The following is a 21,167-nucleotide window of genomic DNA, read 5'->3' on the forward strand; positions in this document are numbered from 1 at the left end:
CCACATTTGGAATGCATTCCCCTGTGGGAGCTGGCTTGCCTGCGATAGCGGTATCAAAGCTTCGGCGAAATCACCTGACACAACCGCGCCACCGCCTCCAACATCTGCCCACTAGGGCGCTCCAAGCCTTTGTCCGGCACTAACCGTACCCGCGCCGCCATCGCCGGCCAGACTTTCCACGCATTCTTCTGAGCCTGATCGCCCACCAGAATCATCTCAGGATCACGCTGCAACACCGACTCGATGCTTACCTGCGGCGCGGGCAACTTGAGGTCGTCGAACACATTGCGCGCACCACACACACTCAACGCATCGCTGATGATCTGGCCGCCGCCCACGGTATACAGCGGCTGGTTCCACACCTGGTAAAACACCCGCAATGGCTCCGCACGCTGATAGCGCTGACGCAGCTCGGCCAGGCGTTGGCGCAATTGCTCGGCCAACTTACGGCCAGCTTCAGGACGGCCTAGCTGCTCGGCGATGGCCTGGACCTGGGTGGTGAGTTGTTCAAGGCTATGGGGCTCAGCGACATAAACCGGGATGTTCAGCCGCTGCAACTGCGCACGCTGGGCCGGGCCGACGCTGCCGGGCCACAGCAGGATCAGATCCGGCTTGAGGCTGAGCAGGCGTTCCATGTCCAATTGGCCGTAACGCCCCACTGACGGCACTTGCGCCAGCGCAGCCGGACGATCGCCGCCATCGAGTACGCCCACCAGCACGTCGGCAGCCCCCAATTCAGCGACGATTTCAGTCAGGGACGGTGCCAGGCTGACCACCCGCTCGGCCGCCAAAACCTGGGCAGAGCCCGCCAGCAGCAAAACCGCCAGCCAGTGGCGTCTCATCCCAGTTGACGGGGGATGCGGTAGAGGTAGAACAGCACCAGCGTCGACAGTGCCAGCAGGAACAGCGGCACCGCTTCCAGGCCGACGAACACCGCCAGCGCGCCGATCCAGGCGGGGACGGCTGCCACCAGCAACGCCGTACGCCGACGGGCCGCCAAGGTAATCCAGGCAGCCGGTTCTTCCGGGGTATCGAGGGCTTTGGAGGTGGCGATCAACGCGTGTTTATAGCCGTGGAAGTAACGCAGGCTGAGAAACATCGAGGCCACGCCGGCAATGAAGAACGGCATGGCCAGCACCGGGAGCAAGGATTCGGCGTGGCCGAACACCAGGTTGATCACAAACAGGGGGAGCAGCGCCAGGGCCAGGTACTGCCACCAATTGAAGGACAGTCGCCGTTTCACCTGGCCTCGGGTCACGCGCGGTCGACCTCGCCCTGGTGCTCGTTGCCCATCATGTGGTCGAGCTTGCTGGCCTTGGTGGCCAGGTAGAGTTTGTTGTGCGGGTTGTGCCCGGTGTGCAGCGGCACGCGCTCGGCCACGGTGATGCCCATCTCGGTCAAGGCTTTGACCTTGCGCGGATTGTTGGTCATCAGGCGCAGGGATTTGACGCCCAGGTGCTCCAGCATCGGCAGGCAGATCGCGTAGTCACGCTGGTCGGCAGCAAAGCCCAGGCGCTCGTTGGCTTCAACAGTATCGGCGCCGCCATCTTGCAGCTCGTAGGCGCGGATCTTGTTCATCAGGCCAATGCCACGGCCTTCCTGACGCAGGTACAGCAGCACGCCACGGCCTTCACGGGCGATGGCCCGCATGGCAGCTTCCAGTTGCGAACCGCAGTCGCAGCGCTGGCTGAACAGCGCGTCGCCGGTCAGGCATTCGGAATGCACACGCCCCAGCACCGGCGCGCCATCAGCGATGTCGCCCAGGCTCAGCACAACGTGCTCGCGCCCGGTGGCTTCTTCGAGAAAGCCGTTCATGGTGAACGTGGCAAAAGGGGTAGGCAGCTTGGAAGCGGCGACGAAAACGACGGGCACCGTGTGCTCCTGATTTCAGTTTTTACGATGGCGGCCATTGTAACAGCAGGTTCCTACAGACGCTTAAGCTGAATTATCGCTGATAAAGATCAATAGGTTCGATTGGCCTTCGCCTTGGTTCTATGCAGGTCAGAAGGGATACGGCTGTTTCCAGTGCTCGAAAATCGCCTTTAACTCGCCGCTTTTCACCAGGGCCGCCATGCGCTGGTCGAAGACGCCCATCAAGGCGCGACCCCGTTCGTTATCGGCAAACCCGATGTATAGCGGGAGTTCGGCGATGTGAGTCAGTGCGAACTTCGACGGATCATCTGCCTGATTGAGCACGTACTTGGCCTCGGTCAGCGCATCGATGTAGAAGTCGGCCCGCGCGTGTTCCAGCATCGGCAAAATACCATCGCGGCGCTCGATCTGGTTGAAGCGGTGCACATTGGGCAAGTACTCCTCGTACTTGTAGCCACGCACCCAGGCCAGGCGGTAATTGCCCAGCGTGGCTACCGTCGGCGCCGGCGTGCTGGCCAGGCCGAGGGCGTAAATGTGATCGGAATCGAAATTCCAGTGGGGGTACAACACACCCGTGGCTTCATCGCGATAGGACCCGACCCAGCCATCCACTTCGCCGCGCTGGGCCAGGCCGACCGAGCGGGTGTAGGGCACCGAGCGCGTCTGCAGCGTGATTCCGGCAGGTTCGAACACCTGGCGCAGCACGTCCCAGGCCAGGCCGCTGCCGTCTTTGTTGGTGTAGTCGTTCCACTCTTCACTGGCCAGCATGACCTTGCCGGGCACGCCCTGCGCCTGGACCCCAGCCGTAAAGGCACACAGCACTATCAGCAGCCAACGGCGCACATCCATGGTGGCGACCTCCTACAGGGCGTTGCATCCGTGATTACGCTATAGAGGGTAGCGCAGGTCGCCGATTCAGGGCGTCCCGCGAAAATGTTGATAACCACGAATGGCTGGCGTGATGTCTTGCCCGTTGGCGTCCAGCAGCGTCACGCCCTGCCCCGCCTCGACCCGTCCGATCACATGGACCGGCCAGCCGTCGGCCAACAACGGCGCCAGCTCGGCGGGTGGCAGGGTGAACACCAGCACATAGTCATCGCCCCCGCTCAACGCCGCTATACGCGCCGCGTCATCGCCGACGAACGCCAACAGCGCCTGAGACAAAGGCAACCGCTGACGCTCGATGAACAGACTGACAGCCGAGGCCGTGGCGATATGCCCGCAATCAGCCAGGAGGCCGTCGGAAATATCCATGGCAGACGTAGCCTTGCCGCGCAGCGCCAGCCCCAGGCCCAACTGCGGTTGCGGCGACCAGTAGTGGGCCAGCAGTGGATCAGCGATGGCCGCGTCAGTGCTGCGCTGGCCCAATACCAGCGGCAAGGCGCCGGCCGCATTGCCCAGCTCGCCGCCGACACACAGCAGGTCACCCGGCTGCGCACCGCTGCGGGTCAAGGCTTGCCCTGCGGGTACGCGACCAAACACGGTCAGGGTCAGGCTTAACGGCCCACGGGTGGTATCGCCGCCCACCAGGCCCACGCCACAGCTTTGCGCCATCAGGTTCAAACCCTGGGCATAGCGTTGCAGCCAATCGGCATCGACCGTCGGTGTGGTGAGAGCAAGGGTAAAGGCGAGGGGGTTGGCGCCCATGGCGGCCAGGTCGCTTACCGCCACGGCCAACGAGCGCTGGCCCAGCAGGAACGGGTCACAGGGGTCGGCAAAATGCACCCCGGCCACCAAGGTATCGGTGGAGATTGCCAGCTGCTCCCCGACAGGGAGCGCCAGCAAGGCGCAGTCGTCACCAATCCCAAGTGCAATGCCTTCGCCGCCTTGCGCACAGGGCGCGGCGGCGAAGTAATTGCGGATCAGCTCAAACTCGCCCATCAAGGATTCAAGCGCGGTTTAGCGCTTGTACGCCTTCACTTCGGCTTCACGCAGGCGCGGGGCCAGCTTGTCGAGTACGCCGTTGACGAACTTGTGGCCGTCGGTCGAACCGTAGACTTTCGCCAGTTCGATACCTTCGTTGATCACCACGCGGTACGGCACGTCGACGCGATGCAGCAGTTCCCAGGCGGACAGGCGCATCACGCACAGTTCAACCGGGTCCAGCTCTTCGATGGTCAGGTCCAGGCAAGGTGCCAGGGCCGCGTCGATCTCGGTCAGGTGCGCATGCACACCGTGCAGGATGTCGTGGAAGTACGGCAGGTCGGCGAAGGTGAAGTCGTTGTCGACGCGAAACTGCGCTTCGATTTCGTTCAGCGGAGTCTTGGCCATGTGGCGCTGGTACAGCGCCTGGGTCGCCAACTGACGAGCAGCGCGACGCTTCTCGTTCTTGGACGGCTTGCCAGCATCGGCTGGACGTGGCTCACGCGGGTTGAAGTTGTCGCTCTCGTCGGAAATCACTTGGCCTCCAACTGCGACAGCAGGCTGACCATTTCCAGGGCGGACAGGGCAGCTTCAGCGCCTTTGTTACCGGCCTTGGTGCCGGAACGCTCGATGGCTTGCTCGATGGAATCCACGGTCAGCACGCCGAAGGCGACTGGCACGCCGAACTCCATGGACACCTGGGCCAGGCCCTTGGTGCATTCACCGGCCACGTATTCGAAGTGCGGAGTACCGCCACGAATGACTGCGCCCAGGGCAATGATTGCCGCGTACTCACCCTGTTGGGCAACTTTCTGCGCAACCAGTGGAATTTCGAAGGCGCCAGGGGCACGGATGATGGTGATGTCGCTCTCGCTCACACCGTGGCGAACCAGGGCGTCCACGGCACCGCTTACCAGGCTTTCAACCACGAAGCTGTTGAAGCGGCCAACCACCAGGGCGTAGCGGCCTTTGGGGGCGATGAAGGTACCTTCGATGGTCTTCAGGGTCATTCGACAAATCTCTTAAAGAGCCGGGACGCGTGTATGACGCGTCCCTTAGTGATATTTGAACCGCGAACAAGGGGCGAAAATCGCCAGCCTTTATTCGGAGGGCACGTATTCTACTACTTCCAGGTCGAAACCGGATATCGCATTAAATTTCATTGGCGCACTCATCAAGCGCATTTTGCGCACGCCCAGGTCACGCAGGATCTGCGAACCGGCACCGACGATGCTGTAGGTGGTCGGTTTTTTCACCGGCGCGTGGTCAGCCGTTTCGCGGATATGCGCCAGCAAGACATCGCCATCCAGCGGGTGACCAAGCAACAGCACCACACCGCTGCCAGCCTCGGAGACCGCAGCCATAGCGGCGCGCAGGCTCCAGCGGCCCGGTTGCTTGACCATCAGCAGGTCGCGCAATGGGTCCATGTTGTGCACACGCACCAGGGTCGGTTCTTCGGCGCAAATGCTGCCCAGGGTCAGGGCCATGTGCACGTCGCCTTCCACTGAATCACGGTAGGTCACCAAATTGAATTGGCCCAGTTCGCTGTCCAGTGGCTGCTCGGCAATCCGCTGAACGGTACGTTCGTGGATCATGCGGTAGTGAATCAGGTCGGCAATGGTGCCGATCTTGAGGTTGTGTTCGGCGGCAAAGGCTTCGAGTTCGGTACGACGCGCCATGGTGCCGTCATCGTTCATCACTTCGCAGATCACCCCGCTCGGCTCGAAACCGGCCATGCGCGCCAGGTCGCAGGCGGCTTCGGTGTGGCCGGCACGGGCCAGGGTGCCGCCCGGTTGGGCCATCAACGGGAAGATGTGGCCGGGGCTGACGATGTCTTCGGCCTTGGCGTCTTTCGCGGCGGCGGCCTGCACGGTGCGGGCGCGGTCGGCGGCGGAGATGCCCGTGGTGACGCCAGTGGTGGCTTCAATCGAGACGGTGAACTTGGTACCAAAACCCGAGCCATTGCGCGGCGCCATCAACGGCAGCTTGAGCAACTCGCAGCGCTCACGGCTCATGGGCATGCAGATCAGCCCGCGGGCGTGCTTGGCCATGAAGTTGATGTGCTCAGGCAGGCAGGCCTCGGCCGCCATGATGATGTCGCCTTCGTTTTCGCGGTCTTCGTCATCCATCAGGATGACCATCTTGCCTTGGCGGATGTCTTCAACCAGTTCTTCGATGCTATTGAGCGCCACGCGGCACCCCCTTGGTCAGGATTTCAGGTAGCCGTTAGCGGCCAGAAAGCTTTCAGTGATGTTACCGGATGCAGGCTCTGCGGCCTTTTCGCCCAGCAACAGGCGCTCCAGGTAACGGGCAAGCAAGTCCACTTCCAGGTTCACTCGGCGACCCGGCTGGTACGAGGCCATGATCGTTTCGCTGAGGGTGTGGGGAATGATGGTCAGTTCAAATTCGGCGCCATTCACGGCGTTCACGGTCAGGCTGGTGCCGTCGACGGTGATCGAGCCTTTGTGGGCGATGTACTTGGCCAGCTCTTTTGGCGCGCGGATGCGAAATTCCACGGCCCGCGCGTTTTCGCTGCGCGCGACTACTTCGCCGACGCCGTCGACGTGGCCGCTGACCAGGTGACCGCCGAGGCGAGTGGTCGGGGTCAGGGCTTTTTCCAGGTTGACCGGGCTACCGGCCTTGAGGTCGTTCATCGCGGTGCAGTCCAGGGTTTCCCGGCTGACATCGGCGGCAAAACCGTTGCCTGGCAGCTCGATGACGGTCAGGCACACGCCGTTGATGGCGATGCTGTCGCCCAGCTTGACGTCGCCCAGGTCGAGCTTGCCGGTTTCAACCGACAAGCGAACGTCGCCGCCTTTTGGGGTCATTGCACGAATGCTGCCGATGGATTCGATGATGCCGGTGAACATGGCCTTCTCCTGGAAAACGTTACCGCGCTGGGCGCAGGCAGAAAATTATACGCTCGCTGCTGGCACAGGGATGGCAGTGACTCGCCAGTCATCGCCCACAGCGCGCATTTCAGTGATCTTGAGTTGGGGGGCATCGGCCAGTTTCTCAAGCGGCCAGTCCAACAAAGGCCGCGCGGCGGAACCGAGGAACTTGCCGGCGATGAAAATCACGTATTCATCCACCAGGCCTTGCTGGGCAAATGCACCGGCCAGGCTTGGGCCGGCTTCCACCAGCACTTCGTTGACGCCACGGGCCGCCAGCGCCACCAGCGCAGAGCGCAGGTCGACCTGGCCATCGACACCCGGCACTACCAGGCATTCGGGGCCACGAGGGAATTGGTTTTCCGCGGTCACGCAGGTGATGACCAACGCCGGGCCGGCCTTGAAAAACGGTGCATTGAGCGGCACCCGCAGGCGCCCGTCGATCAGCACGCGCAACGGCGGGCGCGACATAGCCAGGGCGGTGGTGGCTTCATCCAGGCCGAGTTCGGCGGCGCGCACCGTCAGGCGGGCGCCGTCGGCCAGCACGGTGTCGGCGCCAGTCAGCACCACACTGGCCTCGGCACGCACGCGTTGCACAGCGGCGCGGGCAGCCGGACCGGTGATCCACTGGCTTTCGCCACTGGCCATGGCGGTGCGGCCATCCAGGCTCATCGCCAGCTTGACCCGCACGAAGGGCAGCCCGTGTTCCATGCGCTTGAGGAAACCCGGATTCAGCGCGCGTGCTTCAGTTTCCAACACACCGCTGCGCACCTCGATACCGGCTTGAGCCAGGCGCTGCATGCCGCGCCCCGCCACTTCCGGGTTCGGGTCCTGCATCCCGGCCACAACGCGAGCGACACCCGCGGTGACCAACGCATCAGCGCAAGGCGGCGTGCGCCCGTGATGGCTGCACGGTTCGAGGGTCACGTACACCGTGGCACCTCGGGCCTTGGCACCGGCGGCGCGCAGGGCATTGGGCTCGGCATGCGGTTCGCCGGTCCGCTCATGCCAGCCTTCGCCGACAATCTGCCCATCACGCACAATCACGCAACCCACACGTGGGTTGGGATGGGTGGTGTACAGGCCCTTGCGCGCCAGTTCCAGGGCGCGGGCCATGTAATGGGCGTCGAGCACAGCTTGTTCGGCAGACGGTGGGTTCATTCTTTGGCAGGCTCACGGGCCAGGCGGTCGATCTCTTCGCGGAACTCATTGAGGTCCTGGAAGCGTCGATACACCGAGGCGAAACGGATGTAGGCAACTTCGTCGAGCTTTTGCAGCTCGCCCATCACCAGCTCTCCAACCACCAGGCTCTTGACCTCGCGCTCGCCAGTGGCGCGCAGCTTGTGCTTGATATGCACCAGCGCCGCCTCCAGCCGCTCGACACTCACCGGGCGTTTTTCCAGGGCGCGCTGCATACCGGCGCGCAGTTTTTCTTCGTCGAAAGGCTGGCGGCTGCCGTCGGACTTGATCAGACGTGGCAATACCAGTTCGGCGGTTTCGAAGGTGGTGAAACGTTCACCGCAGGCCAGGCATTCGCGCCGGCGACGCACTTGATCGCCCTCGGCGACCAGACGCGAGTCAATGACCTTGGTGTCGTTGGCACCGCAGAAGGGACAGTGCATGGTAGGCAGGCAACAAATAAAGGGAGGGCCATGGTAGCGCATCCCTGTGGCAAGACAAGCCATAGCCTTTACGGTATATAGGCTGACTATTATGTTTCATATTTTTAAAGCCACGGATTTTGTCCTTTCTGGAGCCGTACATGCAGTTACGACCACTTGTTTTGCTCACCCTGTTCAGTTTCCTGGTCGCCTGCAGCAGCGAAGCCCCCAAGCCCGCCGCACCTCAGCCCACACCGGCACAAGAGAAAAAAGTCCCCGGCATTGAAGACATGGGCCCCCTGCCCGCCTACCAGCGGGAAATCAGCGGCAGCCTGACCAATATTCCGGCGGGCGCCGAAGTCGAGATGGCCCTGCTGGTGATCGACGATCGTTCGCGCCCACAACAATTGCTCGCCAGCAGCGTGCTGACCGGCAACGGCCAGCCCCTGGCTTTCCGCCTGCGCTTTAACCCAGAGGCCTTCCCGGCCGGTGCGCGGGTTGAATTGCGCGGTCGCGCCAGCCAGTCCGGCCAACTGATCCTGCACCTGCCCGCCGTGCGCATCACCCAGGCGATCACCCAGACCACCGGCCCCCTGCAACTCGTCAAGGCACCATGACGCCACCGCTGGGCCTGCAAGCCGCGCTGAGCGAACTGATCGGCGACGCGCACCTGGTGCCCTGCCCGCTGCCGGGCACCGCGTTGTCGTTGTGGCTGCTGGATGCGGAAAACATGGACCGCGCCTTCAGCCCCGACGAAACCCGGCGCATCCTGCATGAACCGCCCTACTGGAGCTTTTGCTGGGCCAGTGGCTTGGCGCTGGCACGGTACCTGGCGGCGAACCCGGAGTGGGTCGCGGGCAAGCGCGTACTGGATTTTGGCGCGGGCTCCGGCGTGGCCGCAATTGCGGCGGTCAAGGCCGGCGCGCTGGAAGTGGTGGCTTGTGACCTGGACCCGCTGGCGTTGGCGTCCTGTCGGGCGAATGCCGAACTCAATGGAGTGGAGCTGGGTTATTCGGCAGACTTTTTTGCCGAAGCTGATCGCTTCGACCTGATCCTGGTGGCCGATGTGCTCTACGACCGGGCGAACCTGCCGCTGCTGGATCAGTTCCTCACGCGAGGCCGCGAAGCGTTGGTGGCGGATTCGCGAGTAAGAGATTTTCAGCACCCGAATTATCAAAGGCTGGAGATCCTGGATGCACTGACCTTGCCGGACTTGGCGGAGCCTTGGGAGTTTCGCAAGGTGAGCCTGTACCATTCGCGGCGCCAGCCCTTATAGTTGCCCCATTCCCGCTTTATTCGAGACGTCCCATGAGTCAGCCCACGCCGTATATCTTCGATGTCACCACCGCCAACTTTGACCAGGCAGTGATCCAGAACTCCTTCGAAAAACCCGTGCTGGTGGATTTCTGGGCCGAGTGGTGCGCGCCGTGCAAGGCGTTGATGCCGATGCTCGCGAAAGTTGCCGAGAGTTATCAGGGTGAGTTGCTGCTGGCCAAGGTCGATTGCGAGGCCGAGCAGGATATCGTTGCGCGCTTTGGCATTCAAAGCCTGCCGACGGTGGTGTTGTTCAAGGACGGCCAGCCCGTGGATGGGTTTGCCGGGGCGCAGCCGGAGTCGGCGGTGCGCGCGATGCTGGAGCCCCATGTGCAGATGCCGCCACCGGCGGCGGCGGATCCGTTGGAGCAGGCCCAGGCGTTGTTTGCCGAAGGTCGCATCACCGATGCAGAAGCCGTGCTAGTGACAGTGCTGGGCGAGGACAACACCAACGCTGCGGCGCTGATTCTCTACGCACGCTGCCTGGCCGAGCGCGGTGAACTGGGCGAAGCCCAGACCGTGCTGGACGCGGTGAAAAGCGACGACCACAAAGCCGCCCTCGCCGGGGCCAAGGCACAGATCACCTTCCTGCGCCAGGCTGCCGACCTGCCGGATGCCGCCGAGCTGAAAAGCCGCCTGGCGCAAAACCCGCAGGATGACGAAGCGGCCTACCAATTGGCGATCCAGCAACTGGCGCGCCAGCAGTACGACGCGGCGCTGGAAGGTCTGCTCAAGCTGTTCATCCGCAACCGCAGCTACAGCGAAGGCCTGCCGCACAAGACCTTGCTGCAGGTGTTCGAACTGCTGGGCAATGATCACCCGCTGGTGACCGTGTACCGTCGCAAGTTGTTTGCCGCGTTGTACTAATCGCCAACCCAGCGGTACAGCGGCGTATCGGCGCCGCTGGCCACTTTTACGTTCGAGCTGTGGCGCAGGCGCACCAGCAGGCGCTTGCCTGACGCCGCATCGCCGGCCAAGCCTTCCAACTGATCCAGCAACTCCAGGCCGCTGAGCTGGCCGGCCTTGCGCAACAGGTCCTGGGCGTTCTGCCACAGGTCGTCATTCTGCTTGACCGGTGCCACTGTCGCTGCGGCGGGGACAGGCGTCGCCTGCAACTGCGCGCCCAGCCGTGCCCAATCGCCGTCGTCCAGCTCCAGGGTCAAGTCCACCGGCAAGTCGCCGACCGTTCCACGAATTCGCAACATCGTCCTTACTCCTGCACTTTTCTGACAAGCATGCTCCCATGCGGCTTGCGCAACGCCAAGCGGGCGGTCAAACTCAGCGGAAATTGTTATAAGATCACATAACAAAACTTTCATCTTCTGGAGCCTTCCCATGCGCCGTCTGTTGCTTGCTTTGCCGTTTGCCCTGCTGCCACTGGCGGTTGCTCACGCTCATGATGATCACGACCATGAACACGGCAGCCTTGGCGCCCACGAACATGGCGTCGGCCGTCTCAACGCAGTGCTCGACGGCCAGGCCCTGGAGCTGGAACTGGACAGCCCGGCGATGAACCTGGTGGGTTTCGAACACCTGGCCACCACCCCGGCGGACAAAGCCAAGGTCGCCGCCGTGCGCAAACAGCTGGAAAACCCTGTCGCCCTGTTCAACTTGCCCAGGGCCGCCGGTTGCGTGGTCAGCAGCCAGGAACTCAACAGCCCGTTGTTCGGTGACAAGCCGGAAGCCGATCATGACGACGATGATGATGACCACGCCACCGACGGCAAAGGCGCGGCTGCCCACGAGCATCATCACGACCACAGTGAAATCCACGCCCACTACCAGTTCACCTGCGCCACGCCGACGGCCCTGAGCAACCTTGACCTGACCCAGGTGTTCAAGACCTTCCCCGCCACCCAGAAAGTTCAGGTACAACTGATCGGTCCGAGTGGCCAGCAAGGTGTGGAAGCCACGGCCACAGCAGCCACCTTGAAGTTCTGAGTTCCCATGACACACGCATTGATCGAACTGTCTGACCTGGGCTTCAACTGGCCCGGTCACCCCCAGTTGCTGGACATCCCCGCGTTCCGCCTGGAAGCTGGGGAAACCCTGTTTCTCAAGGGCCCGAGCGGCAGTGGCAAAACCACGCTGCTGGGCCTGCTCGGCGGCGTGCAGACACCCAACCAGGGCAGCATCCGCCTGCTCGGCCAGGAGCTGACCGAGCTGTCGGCCGGCGCCCGCGACCGCTTCCGCGTCGACCACACCGGCTACATCTTCCAGCAGTTCAACCTGCTGCCATTCCTGTCGGTGCGCGAGAACGTCGAGCTGCCCTGCCACTTTTCCAAGTTGCGTGCACAGCGGGCGAAACAGCGCCACGGCAGTGTCGACCAAGCCGCCGCTGCTTTACTTGCGCACCTTGGGTTGAAAGACAAAAACCTGCTGGATCGCCGCGCCGACTCGCTGTCCATCGGCCAGCAACAACGCGTCGCCGCCGCCCGTGCGTTGATCGGCCAGCCGGAGCTGGTGATCGCGGACGAGCCCACTTCGGCTCTGGACTACGACGCCCGCGAAGCCTTCCTACAGCTGTTGTTCGCCGAATGCCGCGAAGCCGGCGCCAGCCTGCTGTTTGTCAGCCATGACCAGAGCCTGGCTTCGCTGTTCGACCGCAACCTGTCGCTGGCCGAACTCAATCGCGCCGCCACGCCCGCAGAGGTTTGAGATGTATCTGTTCCGTCTAGCCATGGCCAGCCTGGCTAACCGCCGCTTTACCGCGATCCTCACCGCGTTCGCCATCGCGCTTTCAGTCTGCTTGTTGCTCGCGGTGGAACGTGTGCGCGTTGAAGCGCGCAACAGTTTCGCCAGCACTATCAGCGGCACCGACTTGATCGTCGGCGCGCGCTCCGGCTCGGTGAACCTGCTGCTGTACTCGGTGTTCCGCATCGGCAACGCCACCAACAACATTCGCTGGGACAGCTTCGAACATTTCGCCGCCAGCCCCCAGGTGAAGTGGGCGATCCCGATTTCCCTCGGTGACTCCCATCGCGGCTACCGCGTGATGGGCACCAACGAATCCTACTTCGAGCACTACCAATACGGCCGCAAGCAAAACCTTGAACTGGCCAGCGGCCGCGCCTTCGCCATCGACCCGTTTGAAGTGGTGCTCGGTGCCGAAGTGGCTGACGCGCTGCATTACAAACTTGGCGACAAACTGGTGCTGGCCCATGGCGTGGCGGTGGTCAGCCTGGTGAAACACGATGACAAACCCTTCACCGTGGTCGGCATTCTCAAGCGCACCGGCACGCCGGTAGACCGCACGTTGCACATCAGCCTCGGCGGCATGGAGGCGATCCATATCGACTGGCACAACGGCGTACCGGCCCAAGGCAAAGGCCGCATCAGTGCCGACCAGGCGCGCAACATGGACCTCACGCCGCAGGCCATCACCGCGTTCATGCTCGGCCTGAACAATAAGATTTCCACGTTTGCCCTGCAGCGCGAGATCAACGAATTCCGTGGCGAACCGATGCTGGCGATCCTGCCCGGCGTGGCGCTGCAAGAGTTGTGGAGCATGATGGGCACTGCCGAGAAGGCGCTGTTCGTGATCTCGCTGTTCGTGGTGCTCACAGGCTTGATCGGCATGCTCACGGCGATCCTTACCAGCCTCAACGAGCGCCGCCGCGAAATGGCAATTTTGCGCTCGGTGGGTGCGCGGCCGTGGCATATCGCAACGTTGCTGATCTTCGAAGCCTTCGCCCTGGCACTGTCCGGCGTAATCGCCGGGGTGGGTTTGCTGTATGTGTGCATCGCCGCCTCGCGCGGGTATCTGCAGGCCAATTACGGCCTGGACCTGCCGATGGCCTGGCCGAGCGAATATGAATGGACGCTGCTCGCCGGTATCCTGGCCGCCGCGCTGTTGATGGGCAGCGTGCCCGCGTGGCGCGCCTATCGGCAATCCCTGGCCGATGGCCTGTCCATACGTTTATGAGGAAGGTTGCGATGCGTCGTGCGCTGTTTGCGTTGTTGCTGCTGGTGGCAGTTCCCACCTGGGCGGAAGATCAGCCCAAGGATTTGTCCTGGCAGGAGATGATCCCGCCAGACGCGCCGCCGGAAATCCCCAACATGAAACCGCTGCACGACTTGTCGAACATGGCCGATGCGTTAGCGGTCGAGGCAGCGCCAGCGGCCAAGCAGGACTTGCCCAACGCCCCAGTGGTGCAAAGCCTCGACGGCCAGCACATCCGCTTGCCGGGCTACATCGTGCCGCTGGAAGTCAGTGAGGAAGGCCGCACGACGGAGTTCTTGCTGGTGCCGTATTTCGGCGCGTGCATCCATGTGCCGCCGCCACCCTCGAACCAGATTGTGCATGTCAAAAGCGAAATCGGCGTGAAGCTCGATGAGCTGTACCAGCCGTACTGGATCGAAGGCGCGATGCAGGTCAAACCGTCCACCAGCGAACTGGCCGACGCCGGTTACCAGATGGACGCTGAGAAAATTTATATGTACGAGCTGCCCGAATAGCGCTGATCGCCCTTTCATTGAGCTGAGTCAAAAGACCGGACGGAACGATCTTTACCATTGGACGTACAACTTTTAAACGTCCTTTGGAGCTCCCATGAACAAGTCTCTGCTTGGCGCGTCCCTCTTCGCGCTCGCCCTCGTCGCCCCCGTTGCACACGCTCACGAAGCGGGCGACATTCTGGTGCGCGCCGGTGCAATCACCGTGAACCCGAAGGCGGACAGCGGCCACGTCAAAGTTGACCAGGGCCCATTGGCCGGCGCCAACCTGGGCGGCAAGGCGACCATGAGCAGCGATACCCAACTGGGCCTGAACTTCGCCTACATGCTGACCAACCACGTCGGTATCGAACTGCTGGCCGCCACGCCGTTCGAGCATGATGTGAAGATCAAGAACACCGCCCTCGGCGCCGCGAACGGCAAGCTCGGCACCCTGAAACACCTGCCGCCGACCCTGAGCATCGTGTACTACCCGCTGGACAACAAGTCGGCCTTCCAACCGTACGTCGGCGCCGGTATCAACTACACCTGGATCTACGACGAACACGTTGGCAGCCGTGCCCAAGGCGCAGGCTTCAGCAACTTCAAGGCCGAAAACTCCTGGGGCTGGGCCGCGCAGATCGGTGCGGACTACATGATCAACGACAAGTGGATGATCAACGCCCAGGCGCGCTACATCGACATCAGCACCAAGGCAACTGTGGACAACAACGCCCTGGGCCAAGGCACTCGTGCCAAGGTCAATGTGGACGTGGACCCGATGGTTTACATGGTGGGTATCGGCTACAAGTTCTAACTAGGCGCCAATAAACGCAGCCAACCAAACATGTGGGAGCCGGCTTGTGTGGGAGCTGGCTTGCCTGCGATAGCATCGCCTCGATGCAATGGATAGACCGAGGCGACTGCATCGCGGGCAAGCCCGGCTCCCACACAAGCCGGCTCCCACATTGGTTTTGTGCGCGCGATCAGCCGTGGCGGTAGAACCGATCCAGCAATGCCGGCAACCCCGCCCGCCATGCCCGTGGCTTGATGCCGAAGGTGTGAAGGATTTTCTTGCAGGCGAGCACCGCGTGTTGCGGTTCTTCGCTCGCATCCGGCCGGGCCGCGTGGGCCTGGGCGGTAGGGGATTCGATCGCCAGCGGATGGTAGTTGCGCGCTTCAGTGAGAATCGCCTGGCCCAGTGCCAACGGTGTAGTCGCCTCCTGGCCGGCGTAGTGATAAGTGCCCCACAGCGGTGCCGCGCAATCGAGCTGCTTGAGCACCGAGATGATCACCCGCGCCGCATCGTCCACCGGCGTGGGGTTGCCGCGACGGTCGTCGGCCATCAGCAATTCATCCGGTTTCTCTGCCCGGGCCAGGAAGCGCCCCAAGGTACCGTCGACACTGTCATCCAACAGCCAGCCAAACCGCAACAGCACATGTTGCGGGCAGGTGGCGCGCACGCTCTGCTCGATGCGCCACAACGCTTGGCCGCGCAGGCCTAGGGGCACCGGCTCGTCCTTTTCGCTGTAGGCGGTGGCGCGGGAGCCATCGAACACGCGGTAGCTGGACGGTTGCAACAGGGTGATGTTGTGGTGCTGGCACAACTCGGCCAGGCGCTCGATGGCAAATTCCTGGGCAGCCAGGCGGGTTTCGCTGACCGCTTCGGCCTGGAACCAGTCGAAATAGTAGGCGAGGTTGATCAACGCATCGGGACGGGTGTCGTCGAGCAATTGGGTGAGGCTCGCGGCATCCCAGCCGTCTTGGGGCGGTTTGGGTGCGAGGAAACCGATGTCTTCCTCTGCACCGAGGCGAATCAGCGCCTGCCCGAGGGCATTCCCGCCGCCCAGTAACATAAGGCGCATTCGCATAGATTGAGCAGGCCCGGTCTGTTTGGAACGAAGGTTTTCTGGTCTTGGCCAGAATCGTTGCATTTTGCGGGTTTGTAGCGCAACCGTCACGGATTAACTATCTTCGCGCCAGCCTCGGTAGGTTCATGCTCAAGGGCCGTCCGCGCAGGCACCATGACCTGCTGTGGATAAGTCTGCGCGAAATGCACCTCGTCACAGTTATCCACAAGCTTTTTCAGGCGCTGGTTGAATGCCCGGCTTACTGCATACTGCCCGCCTGACACCGTGCGGAACTGCGCCGTGAGCACCACGCCGTTGAGGTCCATCTTGTCGACGCCGAATACCTCCAGCGGACCTTGCAAGTTGTACTTGAGGAAAACGTCGTCACGGATCGACTGCCCTGCCTCGCGGATCAGTTCGACCGCCCTGTCCACATCCGTGTCGTAAGTGAACTGTACCGAGAAAAACGCATAGGCAAATTGCCGCGACTGGTTGGTGACCGCCTTGATCTGCCCGAACGGCACCGAGTGCACAAAACCCTTGCCATCGCGCAGGCGCAGAGTGCGGATGGTCAGGCCTTCGACGGTGCCGGCGTGGCCGGAGTCGAGTACCACCCAATCGCCAATGGACAGGGTGTCTTCAATAATGATGAACAGCCCGGTGATTACATCCTGCACCAATTGCTGCGAGCCAAAACCAATGGCCAGGCCGACCACGCCGGCACCGGCCAGCAGCGGTGCGACGTTGATGCCGAGGTTGGCCATGGTGGTGATTGCGCAGATCACCACCAGGATGATCTTCACCGCATTGCGCAGCAGCGGCAGGATGGTTTTCACCCGCGTGCTCGGTTGGCGACTGGAGCGTTTGTTGACCGGCGGTTTCAGCGCTTCCTGGATCGCCGTGTCGAGCACCACCCAGAACAGCCACGTCATCAGCAGGATCAGGCCGATGCTGCTGAGAGAATCGCTGATGGCCCGGCCCACCGAGTTGCGCTGGGCGAACTCGAACAGCGACACGCCCCAGATCCGCCCGAGAATTTCGATAAACGCGATGGCCATGACAATGCGCAGGATCGCGTGCAACAGGCTGAGGAAGCGTTCCTTGTACGCACTGCTGCGCTGGATCGCCACTTGGCTGCGGGACTTGAACAAGTGTTGCAGCACCGTGCTGAGGAACACCGTGCCGATCAGCAGGATCGTGGTGAACAGTGCGCAGCGCAAGACTTTCTGGTTGTCGTCACCAGCACCGATCAGGTTGATCGCCGACACCAGCACCATCAACAGGATCGGCCAATACCACAGGCCGGAAAATATCCGCAGCGATTGTTGCAACGCCGGGTGTTTGAGGCGCTGGGCCAGGGGTCGATTGCGGATCAGATGGGCGACCGGACGACGCAGGCGGATCACCAGCATGCCGAAAATCACCGCCGCAAACAGCCCGGTAAACACGGCAATGCTGCTGGTGATATTGCCGCCCAGCTGACGGGCGATTTGCGGGCTGGTCAGCGCATCGCTGAGGGCGGCGAGGAAGCCGATCAGGAACAGCGGTTTGGGGCAGTAGTCGCGAATAATCTGCACCGCCGGGCGTTTGTGGCCGACATTGAACATGACAATGACGCACAACAGCATCGAGGTGGAAAAGATACCGCTACTGGTGGCGTAGGCAAAACACAGCGCCAGCGCACGACCTACAGAGGTGGGCAGAAAGTGGCTGACATACAGCGTCAGCGGCAGACAGATAAGCGCGGGAATCGTATAGGGAATCACATACCCGAGCACCGCCAGCAGACGTTTGCGCCGCTCGAAGAACGAGCGACGGCCCAGGCGCTGTACGATAAATCGCCCCAGCAGCGTCATCGCCACAAAAGCGCCAACCCACACGCCGGACAGCAGCAGGAAATCCCCCGCCACGCTCCAGGGTGAGCGCGCAGCGGTCTGGTTGACCAGCCGCCCGACCTCGTCGGCGGCTCGGTCCGCGCGCAGGCGCCATTCATCGATCAGATTCTGATTGAGGTCGAGCTTTTGCTGTACATCATCAATGCTGGAACTGATTGCCCCCAGCAGCCCGCCCTCCACCAGCAATTCCGGCTTGGCCGGCGCTTCAGGTTCCGGCGCGGTGGCCGCCGCTTGCAGTGCGCCACTGCCACAAAACAGCAGTGCGCCGAGCAGTAATGCGGTCTTTAGATTCAGCAAAACACCGATCTCCTTCAGAAGGGTCTGTAAGGAACTGACGGGTTTGCGCGTTGATCGTTCCCCTTCAGCGGCATCATTGTGCCGTCTGTAGGACGTTGGAAACTTTCAGCCAAAAATCAGAGTCAGCCATAAACGGGGGCCAGGCCCCCACTTCTTTCACAGGAGCAATCATGGCTGCGATTCCCGACTGGGTGCCCATCACCCCCAGCGTCGCCATCACTCGCTTCACGGTGCTGACGGTCAATATCCACAAGGGTTTTACCGCCCTGAATCGACGTTTCATCCTGCCCGAGCTGCGTGAAGCGGTGCGCAGCGTGGGCGCGGATATGGTGTTTTTGCAGGAAATCCACGGCACCCACGAACGCCATCCACAGCGCTTCAGCGACTGGCCGAACATGCCGCAGTACGAATTCCTCGCCGACAGTATTTGGCCGCAGTTCGCCTACGGCCGCAACGCGGTCTACCCCCACGGTGACCACGGCAACGCGCTGTTGTCGAAATTCCAGATCGTGCGCTACGACAACCTCGATATCTCCCAAAGCGGCCATGAAAACCGTGGCCTGCTGCATTGCGTGCTGCGCCTGCCGGGCACCGGCCAGGAGATCCATGCGATCTGTATCCACCTCGGCTTGCGCGAGGTGCACCGCCAGCAGCAACTGCGCTTGATCGAGCAGCGAATCAGCGAGATCCCAGCCGACGCGCCGCTGGTGGTGGCCGGTGATTTCAACGATTGGCGCCAGAAGGCCAACCTGAGCAAGGCCGGTTTGAAGGAAGTGTTTATTGAATCCATGGGCAAACCCGCACGCACCTTCCCGGCGCGCCTGCCGTTGCTGCCGCTGGACCGGATTTATGTGCGCAATCTGAAGGTGCATAACCCTAGGGTGCTAACGACGCGGCCTTGGTCGCACCTGTCCGACCATGTGCCGCTGTCAGTGGAGGTCGAGCTATGAACGTGGCCGTGGAACATATCTCCACCGACCAGCCGCCGGACGAAGCCAAGGCCCGCGACCTGGACTACGGCTGGCAGCGTGGCAACCAGGTTGAGTTACTGGAGAATGGCGAGGCGTATTTTCCCAAGGTGTTCGAAGCCCTGCGCGCGGCCCGCCGGGAAATTCTGTTGGAGACCTTCATTCTTTTCGAAGACAAGGTGGGCCATGAGCTGCATGGCATCCTGATCGAGGCCGCGCAGCGTGGAGTCAAGGTGGTGGTGAGCCTCGATGGCTTTGGCTGCGGCGAACTGAGCCCGTCATTTCTGGGCGAGTTGGCGGACGCCGGCGTGACGGTGCAGATGTTTGACCCGGCGTCCAAGACCCTGGGCTTTCGCACCAACTGGTTTCGTCGCCTGCACCGCAAGATTGTGGTGGTGGATGCGGAGGTGGCGTTTATCGGCGGGATCAACTTTTCCGCCGATCACCTGGGAGATTTCGGCCCCGAAGCCAAGCAGGACTACGCGGTGCAGGTGGTAGGCCCGGCGGTGACGGACTTGCATCATTTCGCCCTGGCGCAAAGTGGCCGCCAGGTGCGTACGCGTCGCGGTTGGCGGCGTCGCCAGCAGCGGCCTTCGTTATGGTCCACAGACGAGGGTGATGGCCTGGTGCGCCTGATTTACCGGGACAACGTGCAGCATCGCGATGACATTGAAGAAGCCTACATCCACGCGCTGAGCAAGGCGCAAACACGCGCGGTGATCGCCAACGCCTACTTCTTCCCCGGCTACCGCTTGCTGCGGGAAATCCGCAATGCCGCGCGCCGTGGCGTGCAGGTGCAACTGATCATGCAAGGCCAGCCCGATGTGCTACTGGCCAAGCTGGCGGCGCGGATGCTCTACGACTATCTGCTCAAAGATGGCGTAGTGATCCACGAATACTGCCAGCGCCCGCTGCACGGCAAAGTCGCGTTGGTGGATGACGAATGGAGCACCGTGGGTTCGAGCAACCTGGACCCGTTGAGCCTGTCGCTGAACCTGGAAGCCAACGTGTTGATTCGTGACCGCGCGTTCAATCAACAACTTTACGAACGCCTGGAAACACTCGCCAAAGACCATTGCCAGACCATGCCGGAGAACCGCAAGCCGCGCCTGTGGCTGTGGCGGTTGACCGTGGGTTTCCTGGTGTTTCATGTAATGCGCCACTTCCCGGCCTTGACGGGATGGTTGCCGGCGCACAAGCCACGGTTGAAACCCATCGAGAGCCAGGCCAATGACCGCTGAATCCCGATTCAAGCGCTGGAAGAAACCGCTGACCATCGTCTTCTTCCTGATGCTGATCGTGCTGTTCACCCTGCTCGCTCGGCGTATCGATTGGAGCGAAGTGGTGCAGACCCTGGGCGATTTCAAGGTGCGCACACTGGTGATCGCAGGCGCGCTGACGCTGTGCAGTTTTCTGGTGTACGCCAGCTTCGACTTGATCGGCCGCACCTACATTCGCCAGAACCTGGTGTGGAAGCAGATCCTGCCAGTGGGCATCATCAGCTACGCGTTCAACCTCAACCTGAGCGCGTGGGTCGGCGGCATCGCCATGCGTTATCGGCTGTATTCGCGCTTGGGCGTGAGCACCGGCAATATCGCCAAGATCCTCGGCCTGAGCCTGGCCACCAATTGGTTTGGCTACATGGCGATTGCCGGGGTGGTGTTCAGCAGCGGTTTGGTGACTATGCCGCCGGGGTGGAAGGTCAGTACCACGGCCTTACAGGGCATTGGCGCGTTGTTGGTACTGGCCAGCCTGGGTTATCTGGTGGCCTGCCAGTTTTCGAAGAAACGTGCGTGGACGATTCGCGGCATGGAAATCAACCTGCCGTCGGTGCGCATGGCGTGCTTGCAGTTGCTGCTGGGCGCGTTGAATTGGTCGCTGATGGCGGCGGTGATTTTTACCCTGTTGCCAGCCAAACTGGACTATCCGCTGGTGCTGGGCGTGTTGTTGATCAGCGCGATTGCCGGAGTGCTCACCCACATTCCGGCCGGGCTGGGCGTGCTGGAGGCGGTGTTTATTGCGTTGTTGCAGCACGAGGCGTCGCGGGGCAGTTTGCTTGCCGGGTTGATTGCGTATCGGGCGATTTACTTCATCTTGCCGCTGCTGATCGCGCTAGTGATGTACCTGGGCGTAGAGGCCAAGGCGAAGGCGTTGCGGGTGAAGAAGACACCCGCCTGAACGC

Annotated in this window: 25 protein-coding genes; 11 read left to right on the forward strand and 14 right to left on the reverse strand. The window is 62.1% G+C overall.

The window, feature by feature from the left end; genetic code table 11:
* Nucleotides 1–53: 53 nt before the first annotated feature.
* The 11 genes from EJ576_RS17870 to nrdR all read right to left on the reverse strand — a co-directional run bounded on the left by EJ576_RS17870 (nt 54) and on the right by nrdR (nt 8,248).
* Nucleotides 54–842 carry a cobalamin-binding protein gene (locus EJ576_RS17870; RefSeq protein ID WP_126570803.1) on the reverse strand — a complete coding sequence of 263 codons (789 nt, stop codon included), beginning with the start codon at nt 840–842 and terminating at the stop codon, nt 54–56.
* Nucleotides 839–1,258 carry a nuclear FMR1 interacting 1 family protein gene (locus EJ576_RS17875; RefSeq protein WP_123475790.1) on the reverse strand — a complete coding sequence of 140 codons (420 nt, stop codon included), beginning with the start codon at nt 1,256–1,258 and terminating at the stop codon, nt 839–841. The genes EJ576_RS17870 and EJ576_RS17875 overlap by 4 nt, the downstream gene beginning before the upstream one ends.
* The gene (gene ribA / locus EJ576_RS17880; RefSeq protein ID WP_016978544.1) at nt 1,255–1,872 is read right to left on the reverse strand and encodes a GTP cyclohydrolase II; all 618 of its coding nucleotides are present in this window, start codon (nt 1,870–1,872) and stop codon (nt 1,255–1,257) included. Before ribA ends, EJ576_RS17875 begins: the two co-directional genes overlap by 4 nt.
* A gap of 129 nt (nt 1,873–2,001) precedes the next feature.
* Nucleotides 2,002–2,721: an ABC transporter substrate-binding protein gene (locus EJ576_RS17885; RefSeq protein ID WP_122727816.1), complete on the reverse strand. Its 720-nt coding sequence runs from the start codon at nt 2,719–2,721 to the stop codon at nt 2,002–2,004.
* A 66-nt stretch (nt 2,722–2,787) separates the two neighbouring features.
* On the reverse strand, nt 2,788–3,753 hold the full coding sequence (gene thiL, locus EJ576_RS17890; protein WP_126570804.1) for a thiamine-phosphate kinase: 966 nt from the start codon (nt 3,751–3,753) through the stop codon (nt 2,788–2,790).
* Between the two features lie 18 nt (nt 3,754–3,771).
* Nucleotides 3,772–4,272 (reverse strand): transcription antitermination factor NusB, encoded by a 501-nt coding sequence (gene nusB, locus EJ576_RS17895; RefSeq protein ID WP_126570805.1) that lies wholly within the window; start codon nt 4,270–4,272, stop codon nt 3,772–3,774.
* The gene (gene ribE, locus EJ576_RS17900) at nt 4,269–4,745 is read right to left on the reverse strand and encodes a 6,7-dimethyl-8-ribityllumazine synthase (RefSeq protein WP_003176356.1); all 477 of its coding nucleotides are present in this window, start codon (nt 4,743–4,745) and stop codon (nt 4,269–4,271) included. Before ribE ends, nusB begins: the two co-directional genes overlap by 4 nt.
* 90 nt (nt 4,746–4,835) lie before the next feature.
* Entirely contained in the window at nt 4,836–5,927 is a 1,092-nt protein-coding gene (ribBA, locus tag EJ576_RS17905) for a bifunctional 3,4-dihydroxy-2-butanone-4-phosphate synthase/GTP cyclohydrolase II (protein ID WP_016978541.1), read from the reverse strand.
* A gap of 15 nt (nt 5,928–5,942) precedes the next feature.
* Complete coding sequence (locus EJ576_RS17910) at nt 5,943–6,605, reverse strand: riboflavin synthase (RefSeq protein WP_028618109.1); 663 nt, start codon at nt 6,603–6,605, stop codon at nt 5,943–5,945.
* A 45-nt stretch (nt 6,606–6,650) separates the two neighbouring features.
* Nucleotides 6,651–7,787, reverse strand: coding sequence for a bifunctional diaminohydroxyphosphoribosylaminopyrimidine deaminase/5-amino-6-(5-phosphoribosylamino)uracil reductase RibD (gene ribD / locus EJ576_RS17915; RefSeq protein ID WP_126570806.1), 1,137 nt, complete (start codon nt 7,785–7,787; stop codon nt 6,651–6,653).
* Nucleotides 7,784–8,248, reverse strand: coding sequence for a transcriptional regulator NrdR (gene nrdR, locus EJ576_RS17920; RefSeq protein WP_010206843.1), 465 nt, complete (start codon nt 8,246–8,248; stop codon nt 7,784–7,786). The genes ribD and nrdR overlap by 4 nt, the downstream gene beginning before the upstream one ends.
* 140 nt (nt 8,249–8,388) lie before the next feature.
* Here nrdR and EJ576_RS17925 point away from each other — a divergent pair, with 140 nt between their 5' ends.
* The 3 genes from EJ576_RS17925 to trxA are packed head-to-tail and all read left to right on the forward strand — an operon-like array spanning nt 8,389 to nt 10,408.
* Nucleotides 8,389–8,844, forward strand: a complete 456-nt coding sequence (locus EJ576_RS17925) for a YbaY family lipoprotein (protein WP_028618110.1) — start codon at nt 8,389–8,391, stop codon at nt 8,842–8,844.
* Nucleotides 8,841–9,503, forward strand: a complete 663-nt coding sequence (locus EJ576_RS17930; RefSeq protein WP_126570807.1) for a methyltransferase — start codon at nt 8,841–8,843, stop codon at nt 9,501–9,503. Before EJ576_RS17925 ends, EJ576_RS17930 begins: the two co-directional genes overlap by 4 nt.
* 32 nt (nt 9,504–9,535) lie before the next feature.
* Complete coding sequence (gene trxA / locus EJ576_RS17935) at nt 9,536–10,408, forward strand: thioredoxin (RefSeq protein WP_122727804.1); 873 nt, start codon at nt 9,536–9,538, stop codon at nt 10,406–10,408.
* On the opposite strand, the gene EJ576_RS17940 is transcribed toward trxA, so the two are convergent.
* On the reverse strand, nt 10,405–10,746 hold the full coding sequence (locus EJ576_RS17940) for a hypothetical protein (RefSeq protein WP_126570808.1): 342 nt from the start codon (nt 10,744–10,746) through the stop codon (nt 10,405–10,407). The two genes, trxA and EJ576_RS17940, sit on opposite strands and share 4 nt — an antisense overlap.
* 130 nt (nt 10,747–10,876) lie before the next feature.
* On the opposite strand from EJ576_RS17940, the gene EJ576_RS17945 reads away from it, so the two are divergent.
* The 5 genes from EJ576_RS17945 to EJ576_RS17965 all read left to right on the forward strand — a co-directional run bounded on the left by EJ576_RS17945 (nt 10,877) and on the right by EJ576_RS17965 (nt 14,792).
* Nucleotides 10,877–11,482, forward strand: a complete 606-nt coding sequence (locus tag EJ576_RS17945) for a DUF2796 domain-containing protein (RefSeq protein WP_126570809.1) — start codon at nt 10,877–10,879, stop codon at nt 11,480–11,482.
* A gap of 6 nt (nt 11,483–11,488) precedes the next feature.
* Complete coding sequence (locus EJ576_RS17950; protein ID WP_068937053.1) at nt 11,489–12,199, forward strand: ABC transporter ATP-binding protein; 711 nt, start codon at nt 11,489–11,491, stop codon at nt 12,197–12,199.
* 1 nt (nt 12,200) lies between these two features.
* Nucleotides 12,201–13,466 carry an ABC transporter permease gene (locus EJ576_RS17955; protein ID WP_068937052.1) on the forward strand — a complete coding sequence of 422 codons (1,266 nt, stop codon included), beginning with the start codon at nt 12,201–12,203 and terminating at the stop codon, nt 13,464–13,466.
* 11 nt (nt 13,467–13,477) lie between these two features.
* Nucleotides 13,478–13,999 (forward strand): DUF3299 domain-containing protein, encoded by a 522-nt coding sequence (locus EJ576_RS17960; protein WP_068937051.1) that lies wholly within the window; start codon nt 13,478–13,480, stop codon nt 13,997–13,999.
* A 94-nt stretch (nt 14,000–14,093) separates the two neighbouring features.
* A complete protein-coding gene (locus EJ576_RS17965) occupies nt 14,094–14,792 on the forward strand; it encodes an OmpW family protein (protein ID WP_028618118.1) in 699 nt (232 codons plus the stop codon).
* A gap of 169 nt (nt 14,793–14,961) precedes the next feature.
* Here EJ576_RS17965 and EJ576_RS17970 read toward each other — a convergent pair whose 3' ends face one another.
* Nucleotides 14,962–15,846: a sugar nucleotide-binding protein gene (locus EJ576_RS17970; protein ID WP_122727795.1), complete on the reverse strand. Its 885-nt coding sequence runs from the start codon at nt 15,844–15,846 to the stop codon at nt 14,962–14,964.
* Between the two features lie 86 nt (nt 15,847–15,932).
* A complete protein-coding gene (locus EJ576_RS17975) occupies nt 15,933–18,017 on the reverse strand; it encodes a mechanosensitive ion channel family protein (RefSeq protein WP_123475807.1) in 2,085 nt (694 codons plus the stop codon).
* A gap of 170 nt (nt 18,018–18,187) precedes the next feature.
* On the opposite strand from EJ576_RS17975, the gene EJ576_RS17980 reads away from it, so the two are divergent.
* Genes EJ576_RS17980 through EJ576_RS17990 form a run of 3 tightly spaced genes read left to right on the forward strand, consistent with a single transcriptional unit; the run spans nt 18,188 to nt 21,163 of the window.
* Entirely contained in the window at nt 18,188–18,967 is a 780-nt protein-coding gene (locus tag EJ576_RS17980) for an endonuclease/exonuclease/phosphatase family protein (RefSeq protein ID WP_123475809.1), read from the forward strand.
* Nucleotides 18,964–20,226: a cardiolipin synthase ClsB gene (gene clsB / locus EJ576_RS17985; RefSeq protein WP_122727789.1), complete on the forward strand. Its 1,263-nt coding sequence runs from the start codon at nt 18,964–18,966 to the stop codon at nt 20,224–20,226. The genes EJ576_RS17980 and clsB overlap by 4 nt, the downstream gene beginning before the upstream one ends.
* A complete protein-coding gene (locus tag EJ576_RS17990) occupies nt 20,216–21,163 on the forward strand; it encodes a lysylphosphatidylglycerol synthase domain-containing protein (RefSeq protein ID WP_028618123.1) in 948 nt (315 codons plus the stop codon). The genes clsB and EJ576_RS17990 overlap by 11 nt, the downstream gene beginning before the upstream one ends.
* The last annotated feature ends 4 nt before the right edge of the window (nt 21,164–21,167 follow it).

The sequence above is a fragment of the Pseudomonas sp. C 49-2 genome (genome assembly GCF_003970195.1).
Taxonomy (GTDB): domain Bacteria; phylum Pseudomonadota; class Gammaproteobacteria; order Pseudomonadales; family Pseudomonadaceae; genus Aquipseudomonas; species Aquipseudomonas canadensis.

Bases quoted from the DNA above. Each gene is read 5' to 3' on its own strand.
- EJ576_RS17870 (WP_126570803.1), bottom strand. From the start codon at position 842: ATGAGACGCCACTGGCTGGCGGTTTTGCTGCTGGCGGGCTCTGCCCAG.
- EJ576_RS17885 (WP_122727816.1), bottom strand. From the start codon at position 2,721: ATGGATGTGCGCCGTTGGCTGCTGATAGTGCTGTGTGCCTTTACGGCT.
- thiL (WP_126570804.1), bottom strand. From the start codon at position 3,753: ATGGGCGAGTTTGAGCTGATCCGCAATTACTTCGCCGCCGCGCCCTGT.
- ribE (WP_003176356.1), bottom strand. From the start codon at position 4,745: ATGACCCTGAAGACCATCGAAGGTACCTTCATCGCCCCCAAAGGCCGC.
- EJ576_RS17910 (WP_028618109.1), bottom strand. From the start codon at position 6,605: ATGTTCACCGGCATCATCGAATCCATCGGCAGCATTCGTGCAATGACC.
- ribD (WP_126570806.1), bottom strand. From the start codon at position 7,787: ATGAACCCACCGTCTGCCGAACAAGCTGTGCTCGACGCCCATTACATG.
- nrdR (WP_010206843.1), bottom strand. From the start codon at position 8,248: ATGCACTGTCCCTTCTGCGGTGCCAACGACACCAAGGTCATTGACTCG.
- EJ576_RS17925 (WP_028618110.1), top strand. From the start codon at position 8,389: ATGCAGTTACGACCACTTGTTTTGCTCACCCTGTTCAGTTTCCTGGTC.
- EJ576_RS17930 (WP_126570807.1), top strand. From the start codon at position 8,841: ATGACGCCACCGCTGGGCCTGCAAGCCGCGCTGAGCGAACTGATCGGC.
- trxA (WP_122727804.1), top strand. From the start codon at position 9,536: ATGAGTCAGCCCACGCCGTATATCTTCGATGTCACCACCGCCAACTTT.
- EJ576_RS17940 (WP_126570808.1), bottom strand. From the start codon at position 10,746: ATGTTGCGAATTCGTGGAACGGTCGGCGACTTGCCGGTGGACTTGACC.
- EJ576_RS17945 (WP_126570809.1), top strand. From the start codon at position 10,877: ATGCGCCGTCTGTTGCTTGCTTTGCCGTTTGCCCTGCTGCCACTGGCG.
- EJ576_RS17950 (WP_068937053.1), top strand. From the start codon at position 11,489: ATGACACACGCATTGATCGAACTGTCTGACCTGGGCTTCAACTGGCCC.
- EJ576_RS17955 (WP_068937052.1), top strand. From the start codon at position 12,201: ATGTATCTGTTCCGTCTAGCCATGGCCAGCCTGGCTAACCGCCGCTTT.
- EJ576_RS17960 (WP_068937051.1), top strand. From the start codon at position 13,478: ATGCGTCGTGCGCTGTTTGCGTTGTTGCTGCTGGTGGCAGTTCCCACC.
- EJ576_RS17965 (WP_028618118.1), top strand. From the start codon at position 14,094: ATGAACAAGTCTCTGCTTGGCGCGTCCCTCTTCGCGCTCGCCCTCGTC.
- EJ576_RS17970 (WP_122727795.1), bottom strand. From the start codon at position 15,846: ATGCGAATGCGCCTTATGTTACTGGGCGGCGGGAATGCCCTCGGGCAG.
- EJ576_RS17980 (WP_123475809.1), top strand. From the start codon at position 18,188: ATGGCTGCGATTCCCGACTGGGTGCCCATCACCCCCAGCGTCGCCATC.
- clsB (WP_122727789.1), top strand. From the start codon at position 18,964: ATGAACGTGGCCGTGGAACATATCTCCACCGACCAGCCGCCGGACGAA.
- EJ576_RS17990 (WP_028618123.1), top strand. From the start codon at position 20,216: ATGACCGCTGAATCCCGATTCAAGCGCTGGAAGAAACCGCTGACCATC.